The sequence below is a fragment of the Brenneria populi genome (assembly GCF_036016195.1).
Classification (GTDB): Bacteria; Pseudomonadota; Gammaproteobacteria; order Enterobacterales; family Enterobacteriaceae; genus Brenneria; species Brenneria populi.
In genome coordinates this window covers 430523-448412 of record NZ_JAYWTM010000004.1, presented here as the reverse complement: position 1 = coordinate 448412, position 17890 = coordinate 430523, and the positions used below count along the sequence as shown (strand labels likewise).

At 53.1% G+C, this 17890-nt stretch carries 18 protein-coding genes and 1 other RNA gene; 9 read left to right on the top strand and 10 right to left on the bottom strand.

The annotated features are described in order from the left end of the window. Positions 1 to 24 precede the first annotated feature (24 nt). The 4 genes from VSX58_RS06860 (at position 25) to amtB (ending at position 5554) form a co-directional block, all read left to right on the top strand. A complete protein-coding gene (locus VSX58_RS06860) occupies positions 25 to 1794 on the top strand; it encodes a SmdA family multidrug ABC transporter permease/ATP-binding protein (RefSeq protein ID WP_327617436.1) in 1770 nt (589 codons plus the stop codon). After that, the gene (locus VSX58_RS06855) at positions 1787 to 3568 is read left to right on the top strand and encodes a SmdB family multidrug efflux ABC transporter permease/ATP-binding protein (protein WP_327617435.1); all 1782 of its coding nucleotides are present in this window, start codon (positions 1787 to 1789) and stop codon (positions 3566 to 3568) included. The genes VSX58_RS06860 and VSX58_RS06855 overlap by 8 nt, the downstream gene beginning before the upstream one ends. Positions 3569 to 3892: 324 nt before the next feature. After that, a complete protein-coding gene (glnK, locus tag VSX58_RS06850; RefSeq protein WP_002208627.1) occupies positions 3893 to 4231 on the top strand; it encodes a P-II family nitrogen regulator in 339 nt (112 codons plus the stop codon). Positions 4232 to 4267: 36 nt separating this feature from the next. Then, positions 4268 to 5554, top strand: a complete 1287-nt coding sequence (gene amtB, locus VSX58_RS06845; RefSeq protein ID WP_327612732.1) for an ammonium transporter AmtB — start codon at positions 4268 to 4270, stop codon at positions 5552 to 5554. A gap of 104 nt (positions 5555 to 5658) precedes the next feature. On the opposite strand, the gene tesB is transcribed toward amtB, so the two are convergent. Further along, on the bottom strand, positions 5659 to 6522 hold the full coding sequence (tesB, locus tag VSX58_RS06840) for an acyl-CoA thioesterase II (protein ID WP_327617434.1): 864 nt from the start codon (positions 6520 to 6522) through the stop codon (positions 5659 to 5661). A 382-nt stretch (positions 6523 to 6904) separates the two neighbouring features. Between tesB and VSX58_RS06835 the strand changes: the two genes are divergently transcribed. Further along, positions 6905 to 7459, top strand: coding sequence for a YbaY family lipoprotein (locus VSX58_RS06835; protein ID WP_327617433.1), 555 nt, complete (start codon positions 6905 to 6907; stop codon positions 7457 to 7459). A 26-nt stretch (positions 7460 to 7485) separates the two neighbouring features. Here VSX58_RS06835 and VSX58_RS06830 read toward each other — a convergent pair whose 3' ends face one another. Further along, the gene (locus VSX58_RS06830; RefSeq protein ID WP_327617432.1) at positions 7486 to 7806 is read right to left on the bottom strand and encodes an MGMT family protein; all 321 of its coding nucleotides are present in this window, start codon (positions 7804 to 7806) and stop codon (positions 7486 to 7488) included. Positions 7807 to 7968: 162 nt separating this feature from the next. Between VSX58_RS06830 and ffs the strand changes: the two genes are divergently transcribed. Further along, positions 7969 to 8065: signal recognition particle sRNA small type (gene ffs, locus VSX58_RS06825), an RNA gene on the top strand. Positions 8066 to 8581: 516 nt separating this feature from the next. Here the strand turns inward: ffs and VSX58_RS06820 are convergent. From VSX58_RS06820 to VSX58_RS06795, 6 genes are all read right to left on the bottom strand, one after another. Continuing rightward, complete coding sequence (locus tag VSX58_RS06820) at positions 8582 to 8785, bottom strand: HHA domain-containing protein (RefSeq protein ID WP_009114000.1); 204 nt, start codon at positions 8783 to 8785, stop codon at positions 8582 to 8584. Between the two features lie 58 nt (positions 8786 to 8843). After that, positions 8844 to 9212, bottom strand: coding sequence for an Hha toxicity modulator TomB (tomB, locus tag VSX58_RS06815; RefSeq protein WP_327617430.1), 369 nt, complete (start codon positions 9210 to 9212; stop codon positions 8844 to 8846). A 573-nt stretch (positions 9213 to 9785) separates the two neighbouring features. Then, positions 9786 to 9929 carry a type B 50S ribosomal protein L36 gene (ykgO, locus tag VSX58_RS06810; protein WP_239781878.1) on the bottom strand — a complete coding sequence of 48 codons (144 nt, stop codon included), beginning with the start codon at positions 9927 to 9929 and terminating at the stop codon, positions 9786 to 9788. A 199-nt stretch (positions 9930 to 10128) separates the two neighbouring features. After that, a complete protein-coding gene (locus tag VSX58_RS06805; RefSeq protein WP_327617429.1) occupies positions 10129 to 10377 on the bottom strand; it encodes a type B 50S ribosomal protein L31 in 249 nt (82 codons plus the stop codon). Positions 10378 to 10583: 206 nt separating this feature from the next. Next, positions 10584 to 13718 (bottom strand): efflux RND transporter permease subunit, encoded by a 3135-nt coding sequence (locus tag VSX58_RS06800; protein WP_327617428.1) that lies wholly within the window; start codon positions 13716 to 13718, stop codon positions 10584 to 10586. 16 nt (positions 13719 to 13734) lie between these two features. Continuing rightward, a complete protein-coding gene (locus VSX58_RS06795) occupies positions 13735 to 14928 on the bottom strand; it encodes an efflux RND transporter periplasmic adaptor subunit (protein ID WP_327617427.1) in 1194 nt (397 codons plus the stop codon). 141 nt (positions 14929 to 15069) lie between these two features. Here VSX58_RS06795 and acrR point away from each other — a divergent pair, with 141 nt between their 5' ends. After that, positions 15070 to 15708, top strand: coding sequence for a multidrug efflux transporter transcriptional repressor AcrR (gene acrR / locus VSX58_RS06790; protein ID WP_327617426.1), 639 nt, complete (start codon positions 15070 to 15072; stop codon positions 15706 to 15708). 24 nt (positions 15709 to 15732) lie between these two features. Here the strand turns inward: acrR and rsmS are convergent, their stop codons facing one another. Both rsmS and priC read right to left on the bottom strand, forming a co-directional pair. Next, positions 15733 to 15903, bottom strand: coding sequence for a pleiotropic regulatory protein RsmS (gene rsmS / locus VSX58_RS06785; protein ID WP_327617425.1), 171 nt, complete (start codon positions 15901 to 15903; stop codon positions 15733 to 15735). Between the two features lie 68 nt (positions 15904 to 15971). After that, positions 15972 to 16508, bottom strand: coding sequence for a primosomal replication protein (gene priC, locus VSX58_RS06780; RefSeq protein WP_327617424.1), 537 nt, complete (start codon positions 16506 to 16508; stop codon positions 15972 to 15974). A 265-nt stretch (positions 16509 to 16773) separates the two neighbouring features. Here priC and VSX58_RS06775 point away from each other — a divergent pair, with 265 nt between their 5' ends. After that, positions 16774 to 17142 carry a DUF454 family protein gene (locus tag VSX58_RS06775; RefSeq protein WP_327617543.1) on the top strand — a complete coding sequence of 123 codons (369 nt, stop codon included), beginning with the start codon at positions 16774 to 16776 and terminating at the stop codon, positions 17140 to 17142. Positions 17143 to 17329: 187 nt separating this feature from the next. Beyond that, positions 17330 to 17881 carry an adenine phosphoribosyltransferase gene (gene apt, locus VSX58_RS06770; protein WP_327617542.1) on the top strand — a complete coding sequence of 184 codons (552 nt, stop codon included), beginning with the start codon at positions 17330 to 17332 and terminating at the stop codon, positions 17879 to 17881. The last annotated feature ends 9 nt before the right edge of the window (positions 17882 to 17890 follow it).

Below are 17890 nucleotides of genomic sequence, written 5' to 3'. Positions count from 1 at the left end.
CTTGAACATTGGAAGCAAAACTGCGTGAGACTATTTGCTCAACTAAGCTGGTATTTTCGCCGGGAATGGCGGCGCTATGTAGGCGCGGTGTTTTTGTTGATTGTCATTGCCATACTGCAGCTATTGCCGCCCAAACTGGTCGGGGTGGTGGTGGATGGCGTGACGCAGCACAATATGACAACGGCCAAGGTCATGCAGTGGGTCGGCCTTATGTTGCTTACCGCCGTGATGGTTTATCTATTGCGGTGCGTGTGGCGCGTATTGCTGTTTGGCGCGTCTTATCAACTGGCGGTGGAGCTGCGTGAGGATTTTTACCGTCAGCTCAGCCGGCAGCATCCTGCCTTTTATTTACGTCATCGCACGGGCGACTTGATGGCGCTTGCCACCAATGACGTTGACCGGGTGGTGTTCGCCGCCGGCGAAGGGGTTTTAACGCTGGTCGACTCCATGGTCATGGGGTGCGCCGTGCTGGTCATTATGTGTACCCAGATTAGCTGGCAGCTGACGCTGCTGGCGCTGTTGCCGATGCCGATTATGGCGCTGATCATCAAACATTACGGCACCCAACTGCATCATCGCTTTAAATCGGCCCAGGCGGCATTCTCCTCGCTTAACGATCAGGCGCAGGAGAGTTTGACCAGCATTCGCATGATTAAATCGTTCGGCCTGGAGGATTATCAATCAGCGCGGTTTGCTCAGGTCGCGGAGGAGGCCGGCGTTAAAAACATGTATGTCGCGCGGGTCGATGCGCGCTTCAATCCCACAATCTATATCGCTATCGGGCTGTCGCATCTTCTGGCCATCGGCTGGGGCAGTTGGATGGTGGTTCATGGCTCGCTGACGCTGGGCATGTTAACCAGTTTTGTTATGTACCTTGGCCTGATGATATGGCCGATGCTGGCGTTGGCATGGATGTTCAATATCGTCGAGCGCGGAAGCGCGGCATACAGCCGGATCCGTCAGCTGATGGCGGAACAGACGGTCGTTACCGACGGCACGCTGTCCTTGCCTGACGGACGCGGCGCGCTGGCCGTCAATATTCATCAGTTTCATTACCCCGAAAGCGCCGGCTGTGCGTTAAAAGAGGTGCATTTTACGCTGCAGCCTGGGCAAATGCTGGGGCTGTGCGGCCCGACGGGGTCGGGCAAAAGTACGCTACTGGCGCTGCTGCTGCGCCATTTTGATATTCATTCGGGCGATATTCGCTACCACGATCTCCCTTTACCCGCTATTCGTCTGGATGAGTTGCGCCATCGCTTTGCCGTCGTGGGGCAAACTCCTTTCCTCTTTTCCGATACGGTCGCAAACAATATCTCTCTGGGACGACCGGATGCGACCCGGCGGCAGATTGAAGGTGCGGCGCGCCTTGCCTGCGTGCATGATGATATTTTGCGGCTTCCGCAAGGCTACGATACCGAAGTCGGGGAGCGCGGCGTTATGTTGTCCGGTGGTCAGAAACAGCGGATCGCCATCGCGCGCGCGTTATTGTTGGAAGCTGAGATTTTGATTCTGGATGACGCATTATCCGCCGTTGACGGTCGGACGGAACACCATATCCTGCAAAATCTTAAGCAGTGGGGGGAGCGGCGAACGCTGATTATCAGCGCCCATCGCCTCTCTGCCCTGACGGAAGCGAACGAGATTTTGGTACTGCAGCGTGGGCGCGCGGTACAGCGGGGCGATCATCGGGAGCTTGTCGCCCAATCCGGCTGGTATCGGGATATGTATCGCTATCAACAATTAGAAGCCGCGCTGGATGACGCGCCGCCGGCCGAGGGGGACGCGGATGAATAACCCTAAACAGCTTTGGCCCACATTAAAGCGCCTGCTGTCCTATGCCTCGCCGTGGCGAAAGCCATTGACGCAGGGCGTCCTGATGCTATGGATAGCCGCAGCGGCCGAAGTTTCCGGCCCCGTTCTGGTCAGCTACTTTCTTGATGATCTGGTTGCGAAAGGGGAGTTTCCCCTGGCTTTGGCGGCGGGGTTAGCCGCCGCCTATCTGCTGTTACAGATTTTGGCGGCGATGCTGCACTATCTTCAGGCGTTGTTGTTTAATCGGGTGGCGGTCGGCGTGGTGCAGCAGTTGCGCATTGACGTGATGGACGCCGCGCTGCGGCAGCCGCTCAGTACCTTTGACACCCAGCCGGTAGGGCAGTTGATCTCGCGCGTAACCAACGACACGGAAGTGGTGAAGGATCTGTATGTCATGGTAGTGTCGACCGCATTGCGCAGCGCCGCGTTGATTGGCGCCATGCTGGTGGCGATGTTCAGCCTTGATTGGCGGATGGCGCTGGTCGCGCTGACTATTTTCCCCGCGGTGTTAATCGTCATGCTGGTTTATCAGCGTTACAGCACGCCGATCGTGCGCCGGATGCGGGGGTATCTGGCGGACATTAACGACGGTTTTAATGAAATTATCAACGGCATGGGCGTGATCCAGCAATTCCGTCAGCAGGCCCGGTTCGGCGAGCGGCTGAGCGGCGCCAGCTGGGCGCATTATCGGGCGCGGATGGAAACGCTGCGTCTCGATGGCTTTCTCTTGCGCCCGTTGCTCAGCCTGTTTTCGGCGCTGGTGCTGTGCGGGTTGCTGATGCAATTCGGCTTCAGCTCCGTCGGTTCGGTCGGCGTCGGGGTGCTTTACGCGTTTATTAATTACCTTGGGCGTTTGAATGAACCGCTGATTGAGATGACGACGCAGCAATCCATGCTGCAGCAGGCCGTCGTCGCCGGTGAACGCATTTTTGAACTGATGGATGGCGCGCAGCAGGGGTATGGCGCCGATGAGCGAGCGCTCGCTCACGGACGTGTCGAGATTGACGATGTCTCTTTCTCTTATGGTTCGGGAAAAAAGGTTCTGCAGCATATCTCGCTGGCCGTGCCGGAGCGGGGTTTTGTGGCGCTGGTCGGTCATACCGGCAGCGGCAAGAGTACCTTGGCTAACCTGTTGATGGGATATTACCGTCCTGACGCGGGTGAGATCCGGTTGGACGGCCGCCCGCTGCAAACGCTGTCGCACCGGGCGTTGCGCCAGAATGTAGCCATGGTGCAGCAGGACCCCGTGGTATTGGCCGAATCGATGTATACCAACGTCACGCTGGGGCGCGATATCAGCGAGGACGAGGTGTGGCGCGTGCTTGATATTGTTCAGCTCTCTGCGCTGGTGCGCGCGTTTCCCGATGGGTTGCATACCCCGATAGGAGAGCAGGGGAACAATCTATCGACAGGGCAGAAACAGCTGTTGGCGATTGCCCGGGTATTGGTGCAAACGCCAAAGATTCTGATACTGGATGAAGCGACGGCGAACATTGACTCCGGCACCGAACAGGCGGTGCAAAAGGCGCTGAATATTATTCGGGATCGAACGACGTTAATCGTTATTGCCCATCGCCTGTCGACAATTGTCGAGGCCGACACAATTATGGTGCTTCATCATGGACAGGCCGTTGAGCAGGGCACCCACGGGCAGCTGCTGCGTCGCCAGGGGCGTTATTATCAGATGTACCAGTTGCAGCTGGCGGGGGAAGAGCTGGCGGCGGCGGAAACGCCTGAGTCGGCCACCGTGTCGTAACGGACGCGTCGACAGCGGATGACGATGGGTTGCTTCGCACCATCACTAAGCATATTCATTCTGTTTTTAGCTCTCATGCACCAAATTTACCCGACGCGCACCAGTGTGGTGCGCTCGCTGCCCCGCTTTTTTAGCTTTCCTTTCCCCGATGGCGGATTGTCCGCCGTTAACGGACCTTAACCGCGTTCTCCTGACTGATATCCGTCAGATAAATCATTTATGGCACATCCTTTGCTTATTCATTGCGTGAAGATAATTCGAAATGATGGAAATCCGAGATAGCGGCAGGCGTAAGTCTGGACTTAACGGTTAGGGGGATGATCAATGAAACTGGTTACTGTGGTAATAAAACCATTCAAGCTGGAAGATGTGCGTGAAGCGTTATCTTCCGTCGGCATTCAGGGACTGACGGTCACTGAAGTTAAAGGGTTCGGACGTCAGAAAGGGCATGCTGAACTGTATCGCGGCGCGGAATATAGCGTTAACTTTTTACCTAAAGTGAAAATTGACATCGCGATAGCGGATGATCAACTGGATGAAGTCATTGATGTAATCAGTAAAGCGGCCTATACCGGAAAAATTGGTGACGGCAAAATTTTTGTCGCTGAATTACAAAGGGTTATTCGTATTCGTACTGGCGAAACCGACGAAGCCGCACTTTAACGCCTGACTTAGATTGGCAAATAGGGATGGATGAAAATGAAAAAACTTGTCTCCTCATTGGGTCTTGGTGTGGCCGCATTGCTCCCGTCTTGGGCTATGGCTGCGGCGCCGACGATCGATAAAGCAGATAACGCTTTTATTATGATTTGTACCGCGTTGGTACTCTTTATGACTATACCCGGGATCGCGCTGTTTTATGGCGGTTTGATTCGTTCTAAGAACGTACTTTCCATGCTGTCGCAGGTGATAGTCTCTTTCGCGCTGGTGTGCGTCTTATGGGTTATCTACGGCTATAGCCTGGCCTTTAGCGAAGGCAACGCCTTCTTCGGCGGTTTCTCCAGCTTTATGCTGAAAGGGATTGCCATCGATTCAATCACCGGCACGTTTTATCAGTATATCCACGTTGCATATCAGGCATCTTTCGCCTGTATCACCGTGGGCCTGATCGTCGGCGCCATTGCCGAACGCGTCCGCTTCTCCGCGGTACTGATTTTTGTCGCGCTGTGGCTGACTTTCTCTTACCTGCCGATGACCCACATGGTCTGGGGCGGCGGTTATCTGGCCGCTGACGGCGCTCTGGACTTCGCCGGCGGTACGGTGGTGCATATTAACGCCGCGGTAGCGGGCCTGGTCGGCGCTTATCTGCTGGGCAAACGCGCCGGTTTCGGTAAAGAGGCGCTTAAACCGCACAATCTGCCGATGGTCTTTATCGGTACGGCGGTTCTCTACATCGGCTGGTTCGGTTTTAACGCCGGTTCCGCCGGGGCGGCGAACGAAATCGCCGGTCTGGCCTTCCTGAATACGGTTGTCGCTACCGCCGCCGCTATCCTGGCCTGGGTCGTCGGCGAGTGGATGGTGCGCGGCAAGCCTTCTTTGCTGGGCGCATGTTCGGGTTGTATCGCCGGTTTGGTGGCGATTACGCCTGCGGCGGGTTTCGTCGGCGTCGGCGGCGGCCTGATCATCGGCATCGCTGCCGGTATCGCCGGACTGTGGGGCGTGACCGTACTGAAAAGATGGCTACGTGTTGATGACCCGTGCGACGTGTTCGGCGTTCATGGCGTTTGCGGCATCGTCGGTTGTATCCTGACCGGCGTATTCACCTCCGCGTCTCTGGGCGGCGTAGGTTATGCGGAAGGCGTAACGATGGCCCATCAGGTTTGGGTACAGCTGTTCAGCGTAATCGTCTGCTTCGTATGGACTGGCGTGGTCTCTTTCATCGCGTTCAAAATTGCCGATATGGTCGTCGGCCTGCGTGTGCCGGAAGAGCAAGAACGCGAAGGTCTGGACGTCAACAGCCATGGCGAGAATGCTTACAACCAGTAAGCGCTAATCTGAATCTTCGTTGATAAACAGGGCGCCGGTTAACTCCGCGCCCTGTTTTTTATTATGGCCGCCGCTGGCGGCGCTGAACCTGGCTCTCGGCGACATTAATCGGAATAGCGACGTATTACTCCCTCCTGCACGCTGGATGCGACCAGCACGCCCTCCCGGGTATAGAATTGTCCGCGGACAAAGCCTCTGGCGCCTGACGCGGAGGTGCTCTCTACGGCGTACAGCAGCCAATCATCCAGTCGGAAAGGCCGATGAAACCACATCGAGTGATCGATGGTGGCGACTTGCATTCCGGGGTCCAGAAAACCAACGCCGTGCGGTTGTAGTGCCGTTAACAAAAAATGGCAGTCGGAGGTGTAGCCAAGCAGATATTGATGGAGTCGTTCATCGTCGGGTAATGGGCCGTTGGCGCGACACCAGACGTGGCGTAGCGGTTCCGCCACTTCCCCTTTAAGCGGGTTATAAAACCTGACGGGACGAAACTCAATGGGGCGAGGGCGGGTAAATTTGTCACGGAATTGCGGCGGCAATGCATGCGCCATGCTCTGCGCAATGTCCTGCTCTGACCTGAGCGCTTCAGGCGGCGTGACGACGGGCATCACATTTTGATGTTCAAACCCCGCTTCCTGGTTTTGAAACGATGCCGTCATATAAAATATCGGTTTGCCGTTCTGAACGGCCTTGACGCGACGGGCGCTAAAGCTATTGCCGTCGCGCAGATTTTCCACATCGTAAATAATGGCTTTCCGGCTATCTCCGGGTAATAGAAAGTAGCTGTGAAATGAGTGGATGCGGCGATCTTCCGGCACCGTCTGTTTGGCCGCCGACATGGCCTGGCTTACCACCTGCCCGCCAAATACCTGGCGCAGCCCTAAATCATCACTTTGTCCCCGGAATAACCCTTCCTCAATTTTTTCCAGATTGAGGAGAGCGAGAAGGTCTTGCAGTGCCTGGCTCATGGTATCGGCCTCATGGGTTAAGCGTGGTTTAACTTAAGGGCTAGCGGGGTGACGTCAGTAGGTTTAGCCATTTTATTCCCGCCATGATTTAAGTCGCATGGGCGTTGTTTGGATTGCCCGCCCATCCATGGGGCTCACCAAGCGCTGTGGGAAAACGCGTTCGGCGTTTTTATTCCGCAGCTCGAATTATTTTAGGGTATATCAGGAAAATATCAGAATCTTGCACCACCAACTATTCTATTCGTGACCCATACTATTTATACCCTTTCATTTTTCAAGTTGCTGGCATCTGGGCTTTCCGCACTTCGAAATGTATCGGGATAAGCGAACGCCGGTTTTTCTGATGCCGGCAGTCTGGCAATAACAAAGGAGACTGACCGAAATGAAATTTTGGCATACTTTAGGCTATGTAACGTTATCGATGGCTCTGACCGCCTGCGTGGAGAAGGGGAATCAGGGCGTTTCTCCTGAGACCGGGACGCCGGTAGCCGCCGCCTCGGGGCAACGCCCCGTGCTGGCATTGCCTGCCGTCAGCGGAACGGTGAATATTCGTCAGCGCATTGCCTTACCGGCCGATGCGGTATTGACGGTCACGTTATCCGACGCGTCATTGTCAGACGCGCCTTCAAAAGTCATCGGCCAGCGTGTGACCCGCACCGAAGGGAAGCAGGCGCCCTTCGCGTTTACGTTGCCGTATAACCCGGCTGATATTCAGCCTCATGCCCGCATCTTACTCAGCGCGGCAATTGCGATAAACAACAGAGTGGTCATGGTGACGGAAAATGTTTTACCCGCGGTGGTCAATGGCGTGAATCATGCCGATCTGGTTCTGGTTCCCGTTGAGTCCGTGCCGTTACCGGTGCATAGAACAGAAGCTTCGGCGCCTGCGCCGTCAAAAATGCTGCCGTCATCGCAACCGGTACAACCCTTTCAGTAGCGGTATACGTAGCGCGTGCCATGATGTCATGGCACGTACCGCCAGCGAAAGGTCGCGAGATCGATCTTTCCATGTCGGTTAAAGATAACCCCCTCGGCCTGCAACGCTGACTTTTGACGCTGATGGTCGCCGCCGATAAGGGATATTTCACCTTTTCGGTTGATGACCCGATGCCAAGGGAGCTTGCTGCCTTTGGGTAAACGTTTCAGGACGCCGCCAACTTGCCTCGCGGCGCGAGGGGAGCCGGCCATTAGCGCTACGTCTCCATAGGTCGCTATTTTCCCGTAGGGGATTGCGGCCACAATCTGAAAAACGCGTTGTTGAAATCCGTCCATTTCTCCTGTCATCAACAGAGCCTTGTATTTTGTATGTCAATCGGTAGTGGTATCTTATGCTGGGTAAGAAAACAACGGTTGGCGTGTGTTAGCTTGCAATTGAATTGCCCATCACCCATAATGCCCACCGCTCTATGATAATGAATATTTAATTAGAGCTGTCAATGGGGGCCCTGTCGGTTCTCCCGCAACGCTATCTTGTGAACTCGGTCAGGTCCGGAAGGAAGCAGCCGCAGCAGGAAATGCGTGTGCCGGGATGCAGCTGGCAGGGCCCCCACCCATTTCTTCCTGCGAATTCCCCGTTTCCTATGCAAAAAAGCGCCTGGATATCCTCCTATCGCTCAAACCTGACGTTGCCGAGACGTAACTTTCCATATGCGCGGTTGCCCTCTCATTTTCGCATTCTGCAATGCCGGCTTCCTCATTTGCTCAAGGAGCGATAATCGTTGGCTATGGCCGTGGGCCGATAACTTTGGGGTCTGGATAACGCTTCGATTAACGCGTGTAGGATATCTCTACGCAACAACTCACCGGGTATAAGGCGGGATGGAATAACCATAATTACTTTAATGGGTTTTTAACGATATTGCTAAGGGGAGATAGATGATAGCGGATTAGCTATTTTTAAAAACTCAGTATTCTAATTATTTACATTATATGAAATACACTTTGTTACAACTGTTGTTTTATTAATACGTTAAAAAGACAATAAAAAACAAAGGCCGATAATGACATCGGCACAATGAGTCTAATTTATATCAACGCCTGTATACCTTGCGTAGAAGAATTAACGGACGTATTTCCATACCGCGGTAGGAACCTTGTCATAAAGTTTGTTCATCGTCAGCTCTGCCAGACGGTGATCCGCTGCGGAATAGAACATCTCCAGTTCGTCATTGGAGAGTTCATACTTGTTTTTCTCAATAACACGTTCCAGCGTGTCTATGGTGGTGCATTTACGCAAACGCATCAAATAATCGATTTTTTTCATGTTGGCCTTTATGCTAACAGTACCTGGTGGTTAATAAATATATAAGATAAATTATTGCTTAAGTTTTAGCGGGCGTACAGATACCCGGTTCTGAGAACATTCCGAATAATCTTTCTTTAGATTTCTTCCATCCGCGCAATTCAGCATCATTGATACCGTAGTTGCTAAACAACACATAGGTGTCATCTAAATACTTTTCGACCCGCTGAGAAAGTTCACTATCGTCAGGATATTTTATTTTAAATGTGAGAATAAATGTAGCGATATGCTCAATAAGTTCATTTAATTGGAGATTGATCGCAGATGTCGGGTCATTGACCCAGCCATGGCTGCTATCGCCTAACGTTGCTATGCTTTCGTCGCATAGATTCTCACATAAGAATCTGAGTTGGGCAATATCATAATGTTTAGGAGTGTACTCATCCATATCAATCCCTCCGTTAAGCCGTTATTCAGTGCTACTGAGGTTAACTCTTGGCAACAGCAGACTGACAAACTCATAAGAGAATAGCCTTAACCATGTTTCTACAATCATGATGCCTACACGCGAGCGCTCGGCGCGCTGGCTGTAAACAACCACAATTCAGTCCACAATGGTTTTACACCTCCCGCTTGATGTCGACAGAGTATCTTTCCATTTTAATGAAAACAAGGGACGCTTACATTATGCCATTTTGATACGTATCGGGCCATTCCGTATATAACTATAGCAAAAGAGTCGGGAAGATTCGCGGACATTAGATAAGGTTTTCGACGCTATTTATCGGGATTAAATCACAAAAATTCTAACAGCGGAATAGTTTCGGAATAACCATAATATTAGCCTATTAAATTAATTTGTATATAGGCGATGATTTCATAACTTAAGAAAGGGGGCGAGGTAGGGGTAGTGTAAAGATATGTATCAACGGAGTGTTTTTTATCCTATTGTTTTTATTTGAAAAACAAAAAAGCTCTGTTACATATATAACAGAGCTGTAGAAGATTGTTACGGAAAAGGTTACCCCTTCTTCTTTTTCCTGCCTTGCACCGCTTTAAAGCGCGGGTTGGTTTTGCATATCACATAGATACGCCCGCGACGGCGTACGACTACGCAGTCTTTATGACGATTTTTGGCCGATCGTAAGGAGCTAAGTACCTGCATCTGGATATTCCTCTTTAGCTGTCATCTGTCTGGTTACGGCGATAGAGATCTTTCATGACATTTGCCCTCGGCGGCGCGGTAGCTGCACGCCGGCGTCGGCTTCAGGCAAATGCGTCATTTCCGTTTTCGCGTGCTTTTGGCGCCTGGCTTGGCGTGGTTTGCGTCAGGCGGCAGCGCAGCGTTGAAAGCTATCGGCGTATTATTTGAAAAATTTGCCAAAGCGCTGCTGGAAACGCGCGGTGCTGCCCTCTTTGGCGTACTCTTTCTGCTTCCCGGTATAGTAAGGGTGGGAGGCGGAGGAGACGTCAACGGTGACGTAGGGGTAGCTGACGCCGTCCAGTTCGATGGCGCGATCGGTTTTGATGGTTGAGCCGATTCTATAGTACGTATCGGCGCTGGTATCGTGAAATACCACCGTCCGATAATCTGGATGGATGCCTGTTTTCATATTTCTCTCGCTTTATTTGTTATGTTATAACATAACTATATATTGCGCTTTTTCATTTCCTCAATCAACCTTTGTATTTGTAAGGATATGGGTGTCCATATATGAAATTCGGCCTGCGGAAATAACAGGATGAAAAAGTAATGAGGGGAGGGAATAAAAAAGGCCGCAAGCGCGGCCTTTGAAGAAGCGCGGTATCGGGGTGCTAACTACTGATGGTGAGACTCTGTTTCTTCATGTTTCTTACTAAAGCGGCGGCGAACCACCACGAAGAACACGGGCACGAAGAAAATAGCCAATACGGTGGCGGTAATCATCCCCCCCATAACGCCAGTACCTACTGCGTTCTGCGCGCCGGAACCTGCGCCGGTGCTGATAACCAGCGGCACGACCCCGAGGATAAAGGCAAGAGAGGTCATTAGAATTGGGCGTAAACGCATACGTACCGCATCCAGCGTCGCCTCAATCAAACCCTTACCCTCTTTTTCCATCAGGTCCTTGGCGAATTCGACTATCAGTATGGCGTTTTTCGCCGATAGCCCTATGGTCGTCAGCAGACCGACCTTAAAGTAGACGTCGTTTTCCAGGCCGCGCATGGATGCGGCAACCACGGCCCCCAGAATACCCAAAGGTACGACCAGCATAACCGAGAAGGGAATCGACCAGCTTTCGTACAGAGCCGCCAGACATAGGAAAACCACAATCAGGGATATCGTGTACAAGGCCGGAGCCTGGTTGCCGGATAGCCGTTCCTGATAGGACATCCCCGTCCATTCGTAGCCAATGCCTGTCGGTAACTTGGTGACAAACTCTTCCATCAGCGCCATGGCTTCACCGGTACTTTTGCCCGGCGCCGCCTCGCCCTGTATCTGCATGGAGGGCTGGCCGTTATAGCGCTCCAGACGCGGAGAGCCGTATTCCCAGTGACTTTGTGTGAAGGAAGAGAAGGGCACCATTTGTCCGCTGCTGCCGCGGACATACCAGTTTTTAATGTCGTCTGGCAGCATGCGGAACTTCGCATCCCCCTGCACGTACACTTTCTTCACCCGGCCGCGGTCGGTAAAGTCGTTTACATAGGTTCCGCCCAGCACCGTTGCCAGCGTGGCATTGATATCCGACAGCGAGACGCCCAGCGCCTGTGCTTTTTCATGGTCGATATCAAGCCGGAACTGCGGGGTATCTTCCAGACCGTTCGGGCGAACCTGAACCAGCATATCCGGCCGCTGCGCAGCCATGCCCAACAGTTGATTACGCGCCTGGGTCAGTTTTTCATGCCCAAGGTTAGCCTGATCGATTAACTGGAAGTCAAAACCTGTCGCCGTTCCCAATTCGATAATCGCCGGAACGTTGGTCGCGATAACAATACCCTCTTTAATCTTGCTAAAAGCGGCGTTGGCGCGAGCGGCGATAGCGGCGACTTTGTTTTCGGAGCCTTCGCGCTCACTCCAGTCTTTCAGACTGGCGAACGCCAGACCGGCGTTCTGTCCGCGGCCTGAGAAGCCGAAGCCATTGACGGTAAAGACCGAGTTGACGGTATTTTTCTCATTTTCCAGATAATGTTTGGTCAACGTATCCAACACTTTCTGCGTATTTTCCTGTGTCGCCCCGGCGGGGAGCTGCACGAGATTGAGCAGAACCCCCTGATCCTCTTCGGGCAGGAAGGAACTGGGCAAACGCGTGAACAGAAACGCCAGTCCGACGACAATCAGCAGATAGACCACCAGATATCGGCCCGTGCTGCGCAGAATGTTGGCGATGCTGTCGGTGTAGTGGTGCGTACTCTTCTCAAACAGCCGGTTAAACCAGCCGAAGAACCCTTTTTTCTCGCCGTGGTCGCCCTTGGCGATCGGTTTTAACAGCGTGGCGCAAAGCGCCGGGGTTAAAATCAAGGCGACCATGACCGAGAGCGCCATCGCGGAAACGATGGTGATGGAGAACTGACGGTAAATGGCGCCGGTTGAACCGCCGGTAAAGGCCATCGGCACAAACACCGCAGAGAGAACCAGCGCTATCCCGACCAGGGCGCCCTGTATCTGCTCCATCGATTTTTTGGTGGCCTCTTTAGGCGGAAGCCCGTCCTCCACCATTACGCGCTCGACGTTCTCCACCACCACGATGGCGTCATCCACCAATAGGCCGATGGCGAGCACCATCCCAAACATGGTCAGGGTGTTGATGGAGTAACCGAAAGCCGCAATGATGGCGAAAGTACCCAGCAGCACGACAGGCACGGCGATGGTTGGAATCAGCGTCGCGCGGAAGTTCTGCAGGAAGAGGTACATCACCAGGAATACCAGCACGATAGCTTCTATCAGCGTTTTCACCACCTCGTTAATGGAGATTTTAACGAATGGCGTCGTGTCGTAGGGGTAAACCACGCTCAGCCCGCTAGGGAAAAACTCTTGCAACCGGGATAACTCGCTTTTCACCGCCGAAGCGGTATCCAACGCGTTGGCGCCGGTCGCCAGCTTAATCCCGATACCGGCCGCCGGCTGGCCGTTATAGCGGGCGATAACGTCATAACTTTCCGCGCCGAGCTCGACGCGCGCCACATCTTTCAGGCGTACCTGCGAACCGTCTGCGTTCACCTTCAGGAGAATTTGGGAGAACTCTTCCGGCGATTTCAGCCGCGTTTGCGCGATGATCGAGGCGTTCAACTGCTGCCCGGCGACCGGCGGCGTTCCGCCAAGCTGACCGGAGGCAATCTGGTTATTTTGTACCGTGATGGCGGTAGTCACGTCGCCGGTCGTCAACTGATAGTTATTCAGTTTGTTCGGATCCAGCCAGATACGCATGGCATATTGCGCGCCGAAGAGCTGCACATCACCGACGCCGTTGGTACGGCTGATCGGGTCTTGCACATTGGCGGCCACATAGTCGGCGATATCCTGCTGCGTCATTTCGCTACTGCTGCTGATGAAGGCGGCCACCATCAAAAAGCTGCTGCTCGACTTCTGAACCTGCACGCCTTGCTGTTGAACTTCCTGCGGCAGCAACGGCGTCGCCAACTGAAGTTTGTTCTGTACCTGAACCTGGGCAATATCGGGGTTGGTTCCCGCCTCAAAGGTCAGCGTAATCTGAACCGTACCCGATGAGTCGCTGCTGGACGACATATACATCAGATTATCGATGCCGTTCATATTTTGTTCGATAACCTGCGTCACGGAGTCCTGCAGCGTTGACGCATCCGCACCCGGGTAGGTTGCCGTAATTTCGATTGCCGGAGGCGCGATTGTCGGATATTGCGCGATAGGCAATTGCACAATCGACAGCGCGCCGGCCAACATCACCACAATGGCGATTACCCATGCAAAAATGGGTCTATCTATAAAAAACTTAGCCATGAATTACCGGCTCCTGTTAAGACTTCGCGGGTTCAGTCTGCGATTGCTGGGGCTGCTCGTTCTCTTGAGCGACTTCTTTGCCTGTTACCGGTATGCCAGGCTTAATTTTTTGCAAACCGGTGACGATGATGCGATCGCCCGCTTTCAAACCGTCGACGACCAGCCATTTATTGCCGACCGCTTGCGATGTGGTCACGTTGCGCACCTCGACCTTATCGCCTTCGCCGATGACCATTGCGGTTGCCTCTCCACGCGCATTACGGGTAATGCCCATTTGCGGAACCAGCAGCGCGTCGTTCTGCACGCCGGAATCCAGACGGGCGCGGACGAACATGCCGGGTAAAAGGTCATGCTGCGGATTGGGGAAAATAGCCCGCAGGGTAATAGAGCCGGTCGTTTCGTCTACGGTGACGTCGGAAAATTCCAGCGTGCCCGGCTGAGCATATTCGGCACCGTTTTCCAACAGCAGGCGGACGTTAGCCTTGCCTTCGCTCTGTTTCAGCGTGCCGTTTTCCAGCTCTTTTTTCAGCCGCAGGAAATCGTTGCTTGACTGGGTTACATCGACGTAAATCGGATCGAGCTGCTGTACCGTGGTTAACGCGGTGGCTTGACCGCTGGAAACCAGCGCGCCTTCGGTCACCGTGGATTTGCCCACGCGGCCGGAGATCGGGGCGATAACTTTGGTATAGGCAAGGTTGATTTTTGCGTTATCCACCGAGGCCTGCGCCGCCTGTACGCTGGCATCCGCCTGGCGGGATGTCGCAACGGCCTGATCGTAATCCTGCTTGCTGACGTAGTTGGTTCCCAGCAATGGTTTGTAACGGTTAACCGTCAGCCTGGCAATTTCAGCGCTGGCCTGAGCCTGGGCCAATGAGCCTTTGGCGCTGTTATAGTCAGCCTGATAAGGCGCGGGATCAATTTGATACAACGATGAACCGGCCTGAATGTCGCTGCCTTCGACAAAGTTGCGTTTCAGGATAATACCGCCGACCTGAGGGCGGACTTCCGCAATCCGATAGGCGCTGGTGCGACCTGGCAAATCCGTCGTTACGTTAAACGCCTGGGTTTTCAATGTCACAATACCGACTTCGGGTGCTGATTGCTGCGCTCCGGATTGTTGTTCTCCGCTATTATCACATCCTGCGAGAATTAAGCCGCCAGAAAGCATCAGAACTGCCGCCAGAGGCGTTAGCCCTCTGTTTTTGTTCATAGATAAACCTCAAGTATCCGATTTGAATTGACCAATGGATCACGCGCTTTAAAACCCATTGCTGCGATAATTTTATCTTCATGCTATGGTACATACATACTCGAATGTATGTAAATCATACTTTCTTTTAAATACAGCGATATGGCACGAAAAACCAAACAACAAGCCCAAGAGACCAGACAACAGATACTTAACGCTGCGTTAAGCGTATTCTCAGAGCGCGGCGTGTCCGCGACATCGCTGGCCGATATCGCCATGGCGGCGGGGGTGACCCGCGGCGCCATTTATTGGCACTTTAAAAATAAAGCCAAACTGTTTGATGAAATATGGATACAGGCCGAGTCGAAGCTCAGCGATTTTGAAATAGAGTATCAGACAAAATTTCCTGATAATCCACTCCGCGTGATGCGCGAATTATTGATTTATATGCTTCGTTTAACGGTAAGCGATAGGCAGTGGCGCTCGATGATGGAAATTATCTGTCATAAATGCGAGTTTGTCGGTGAAATGCTGCCGTCGCTCAATGCGCGTAAAGAATACTATCTCGGTTGCTATGCTGAGATTGAAGCTTATTTAATTCGTTGTATCGGCATGGGGTTGCTGCCTGAAGATATCCATCCCCGCCGCGCGGCTATTACGTTACGCGCTTATTTTACCGGTTTGATGGAAAATTGGTTATTCATGCCGGAAAGTTTCGATCTTAATCAAGACGCCCCCGAACTGGTTGACGCCTTTATTGATATGCTGCATTGCAGCAAATCGTTGCGCTGCGCAAACTGAGGAGGATGCCTTCGTCCCCGTCGCCTACTTCTTCGCCGTTTCGGCGCCGTCTTTTTGCCGCGCTTTTTTCTGGAAGTCCCGGCGCACTATTTCCAGCGCGGCCAGCGCAATTTGCGGTTCGATGTCGTTATCTTCCAATAGCATAATAAGGTCGACCGCCAGTTTGATTTCTGGATCCGCATTTTCTAGCGACATAGCTGTCCCCTCTGTTCACGTACGCATTTCTTCAGATTTCGCAGAGGATCAAGGCATATCAGCGAAATCTAAAACCCCTGTTCTTTACGTTCGATCGCGCGCTCCAGACGCGCCAGCGCCTGACGGCAGCGCGCTAGTCGTCCTTCAAGCGCCGCCAACTCTCTTTGCAGCCGCCGCTGTTCACTGAGGCTTGTTTGATCGTTGAGCAGGCTCTCTCTGTCATGAATCATTGATAGCAAACGCCGCTCATAATCCTGATGTTCCGCCAGTCGGTGATAAAGATCCTGCGGCGCGGCCTCTACCGTCTGTTCCCGGCGTCGCAGGGGTTGGGTCGCCAGTTCGCGTTGCAGCGCCGTAATTTGCCGCACCAGTTTTTCCGCCATGAACGCAACGCGATCGGTGCGTTGCTCGGAGACCAACTGGCGGATGGATTGCAAATTCCGGGTCACTTCATTGAAATAGTCTTTTAATCTCGTGCCATAGCAGCTAAACAGCTGCCGATCGAAGCGCGACTGCGCAACGGGTTTATCCGCCAGCGGTTCGCTCGCTTTGGCCAGAGCATCAATCTGTTGTTCAAGCGCCAGCAATAGTTTGTGAGTATTCACACTGTTCCTTATTGATTGCCGAAATGCGGCCATCTGTTTTTCAGGACGATGCGTTAATCATATTAAAATATGATGCGCTTTGCTCCTTCCGCTGATATGACCATCCAACGGCAATTCATACCCAATCAATATCGATGCGTCAGGGGGCGCCGGCTTGCCATAGGTAATGATAGCCGCGATTAACAAGCCGTCGCTATTGATGTTAGAGTATCAACGCCGGGTGACGCTTTATTTGCCCAATAAGAGTGATTGGCTAAAGGTGAATATGTATCGCGCATTGCTGATTGTCATGGGGTGGGGCGCTGTTGTTTTGGCGACGCTAGGCGTGGTATTGCCGTTGTTGCCGACCACGCCTTTTTTATTATTGGCGGCCTGGTGCTTTGCCCGCTCGTCGCCGCGCTTCCACCACTGGTTGCTTTATCGCTCCTGGTTCGGCGGATATCTGCGTCACTGGCAGCGGCATCGGGCTTTGCCTCCGGGGGCGAAATGGAAAGCCGTCGTCGTGATTTTACTGACTTTTTCCCTCTCGCTCTGGCTGATTAAGATTATCTGGATAAGAGTGCTCTTATTGGTCATTATGACGATTCTGCTGACCTTTATGCTGCGTCTGCCCGTCGTCGAACCGGATCGATAATTACCCGCCGAATCGTAGGGACTGTTGCATTTAATGGCCAGTTTGACTAGATTTGAGCGTTTTCGTGCGCGGACCGCCGCTTTCCTGTTGCAGACGCGGGCATTTCGTCTCAGGTAATGCCGGGCCGTAATAGGTTGGTCGCGGCCGGCATTTGTATTATCAGTACGTTTTATCAGGCACAGATATGATGACCTCAACTGCGCAGCAGTCAGAATTGATTAAAAACAGCATCAAAAGCATTCCCGATTATCCGAAGGCGGGCATACTGTTCCGTGATGTGACAAGTTTGCTGGAAAATGCACCAGCCTATGCGGCCAGTATTGAGATGCTGGCAAACCGTTATCGCGATAGCGGCATTACTAAAGTGGCGGGCACCGAGGCGCGCGGCTTTTTGTTCGGCGCGCCGGTGGCTCTGGCGCTGGGCGTCGGGTTTGTGCCGGTGCGTAAACCGGGCAAGCTGCCGCCTCCGACCATCAGCGAAAGCTATGAACTGGAATATGGCTCGGACTCCCTGGAAATTCACTCGGATGCGATCGGGGTCGATGATAATGTGCTGGTGATCGACGACCTGCTGGCGACCGGCGGAACGGTCGAGGCCACGGTAAAGCTGATTCGTCGTTTAGGCGGAACGGTAACCGACGCCGCATTTGTGATCAATCTGTTCGATCTGGGCGGCGTCCAGCGTCTGGAAGCCCTGGGCGTAAGCTGCCATAGCCTGGTTGACTTCCCCGGTCATTAATCATAACGG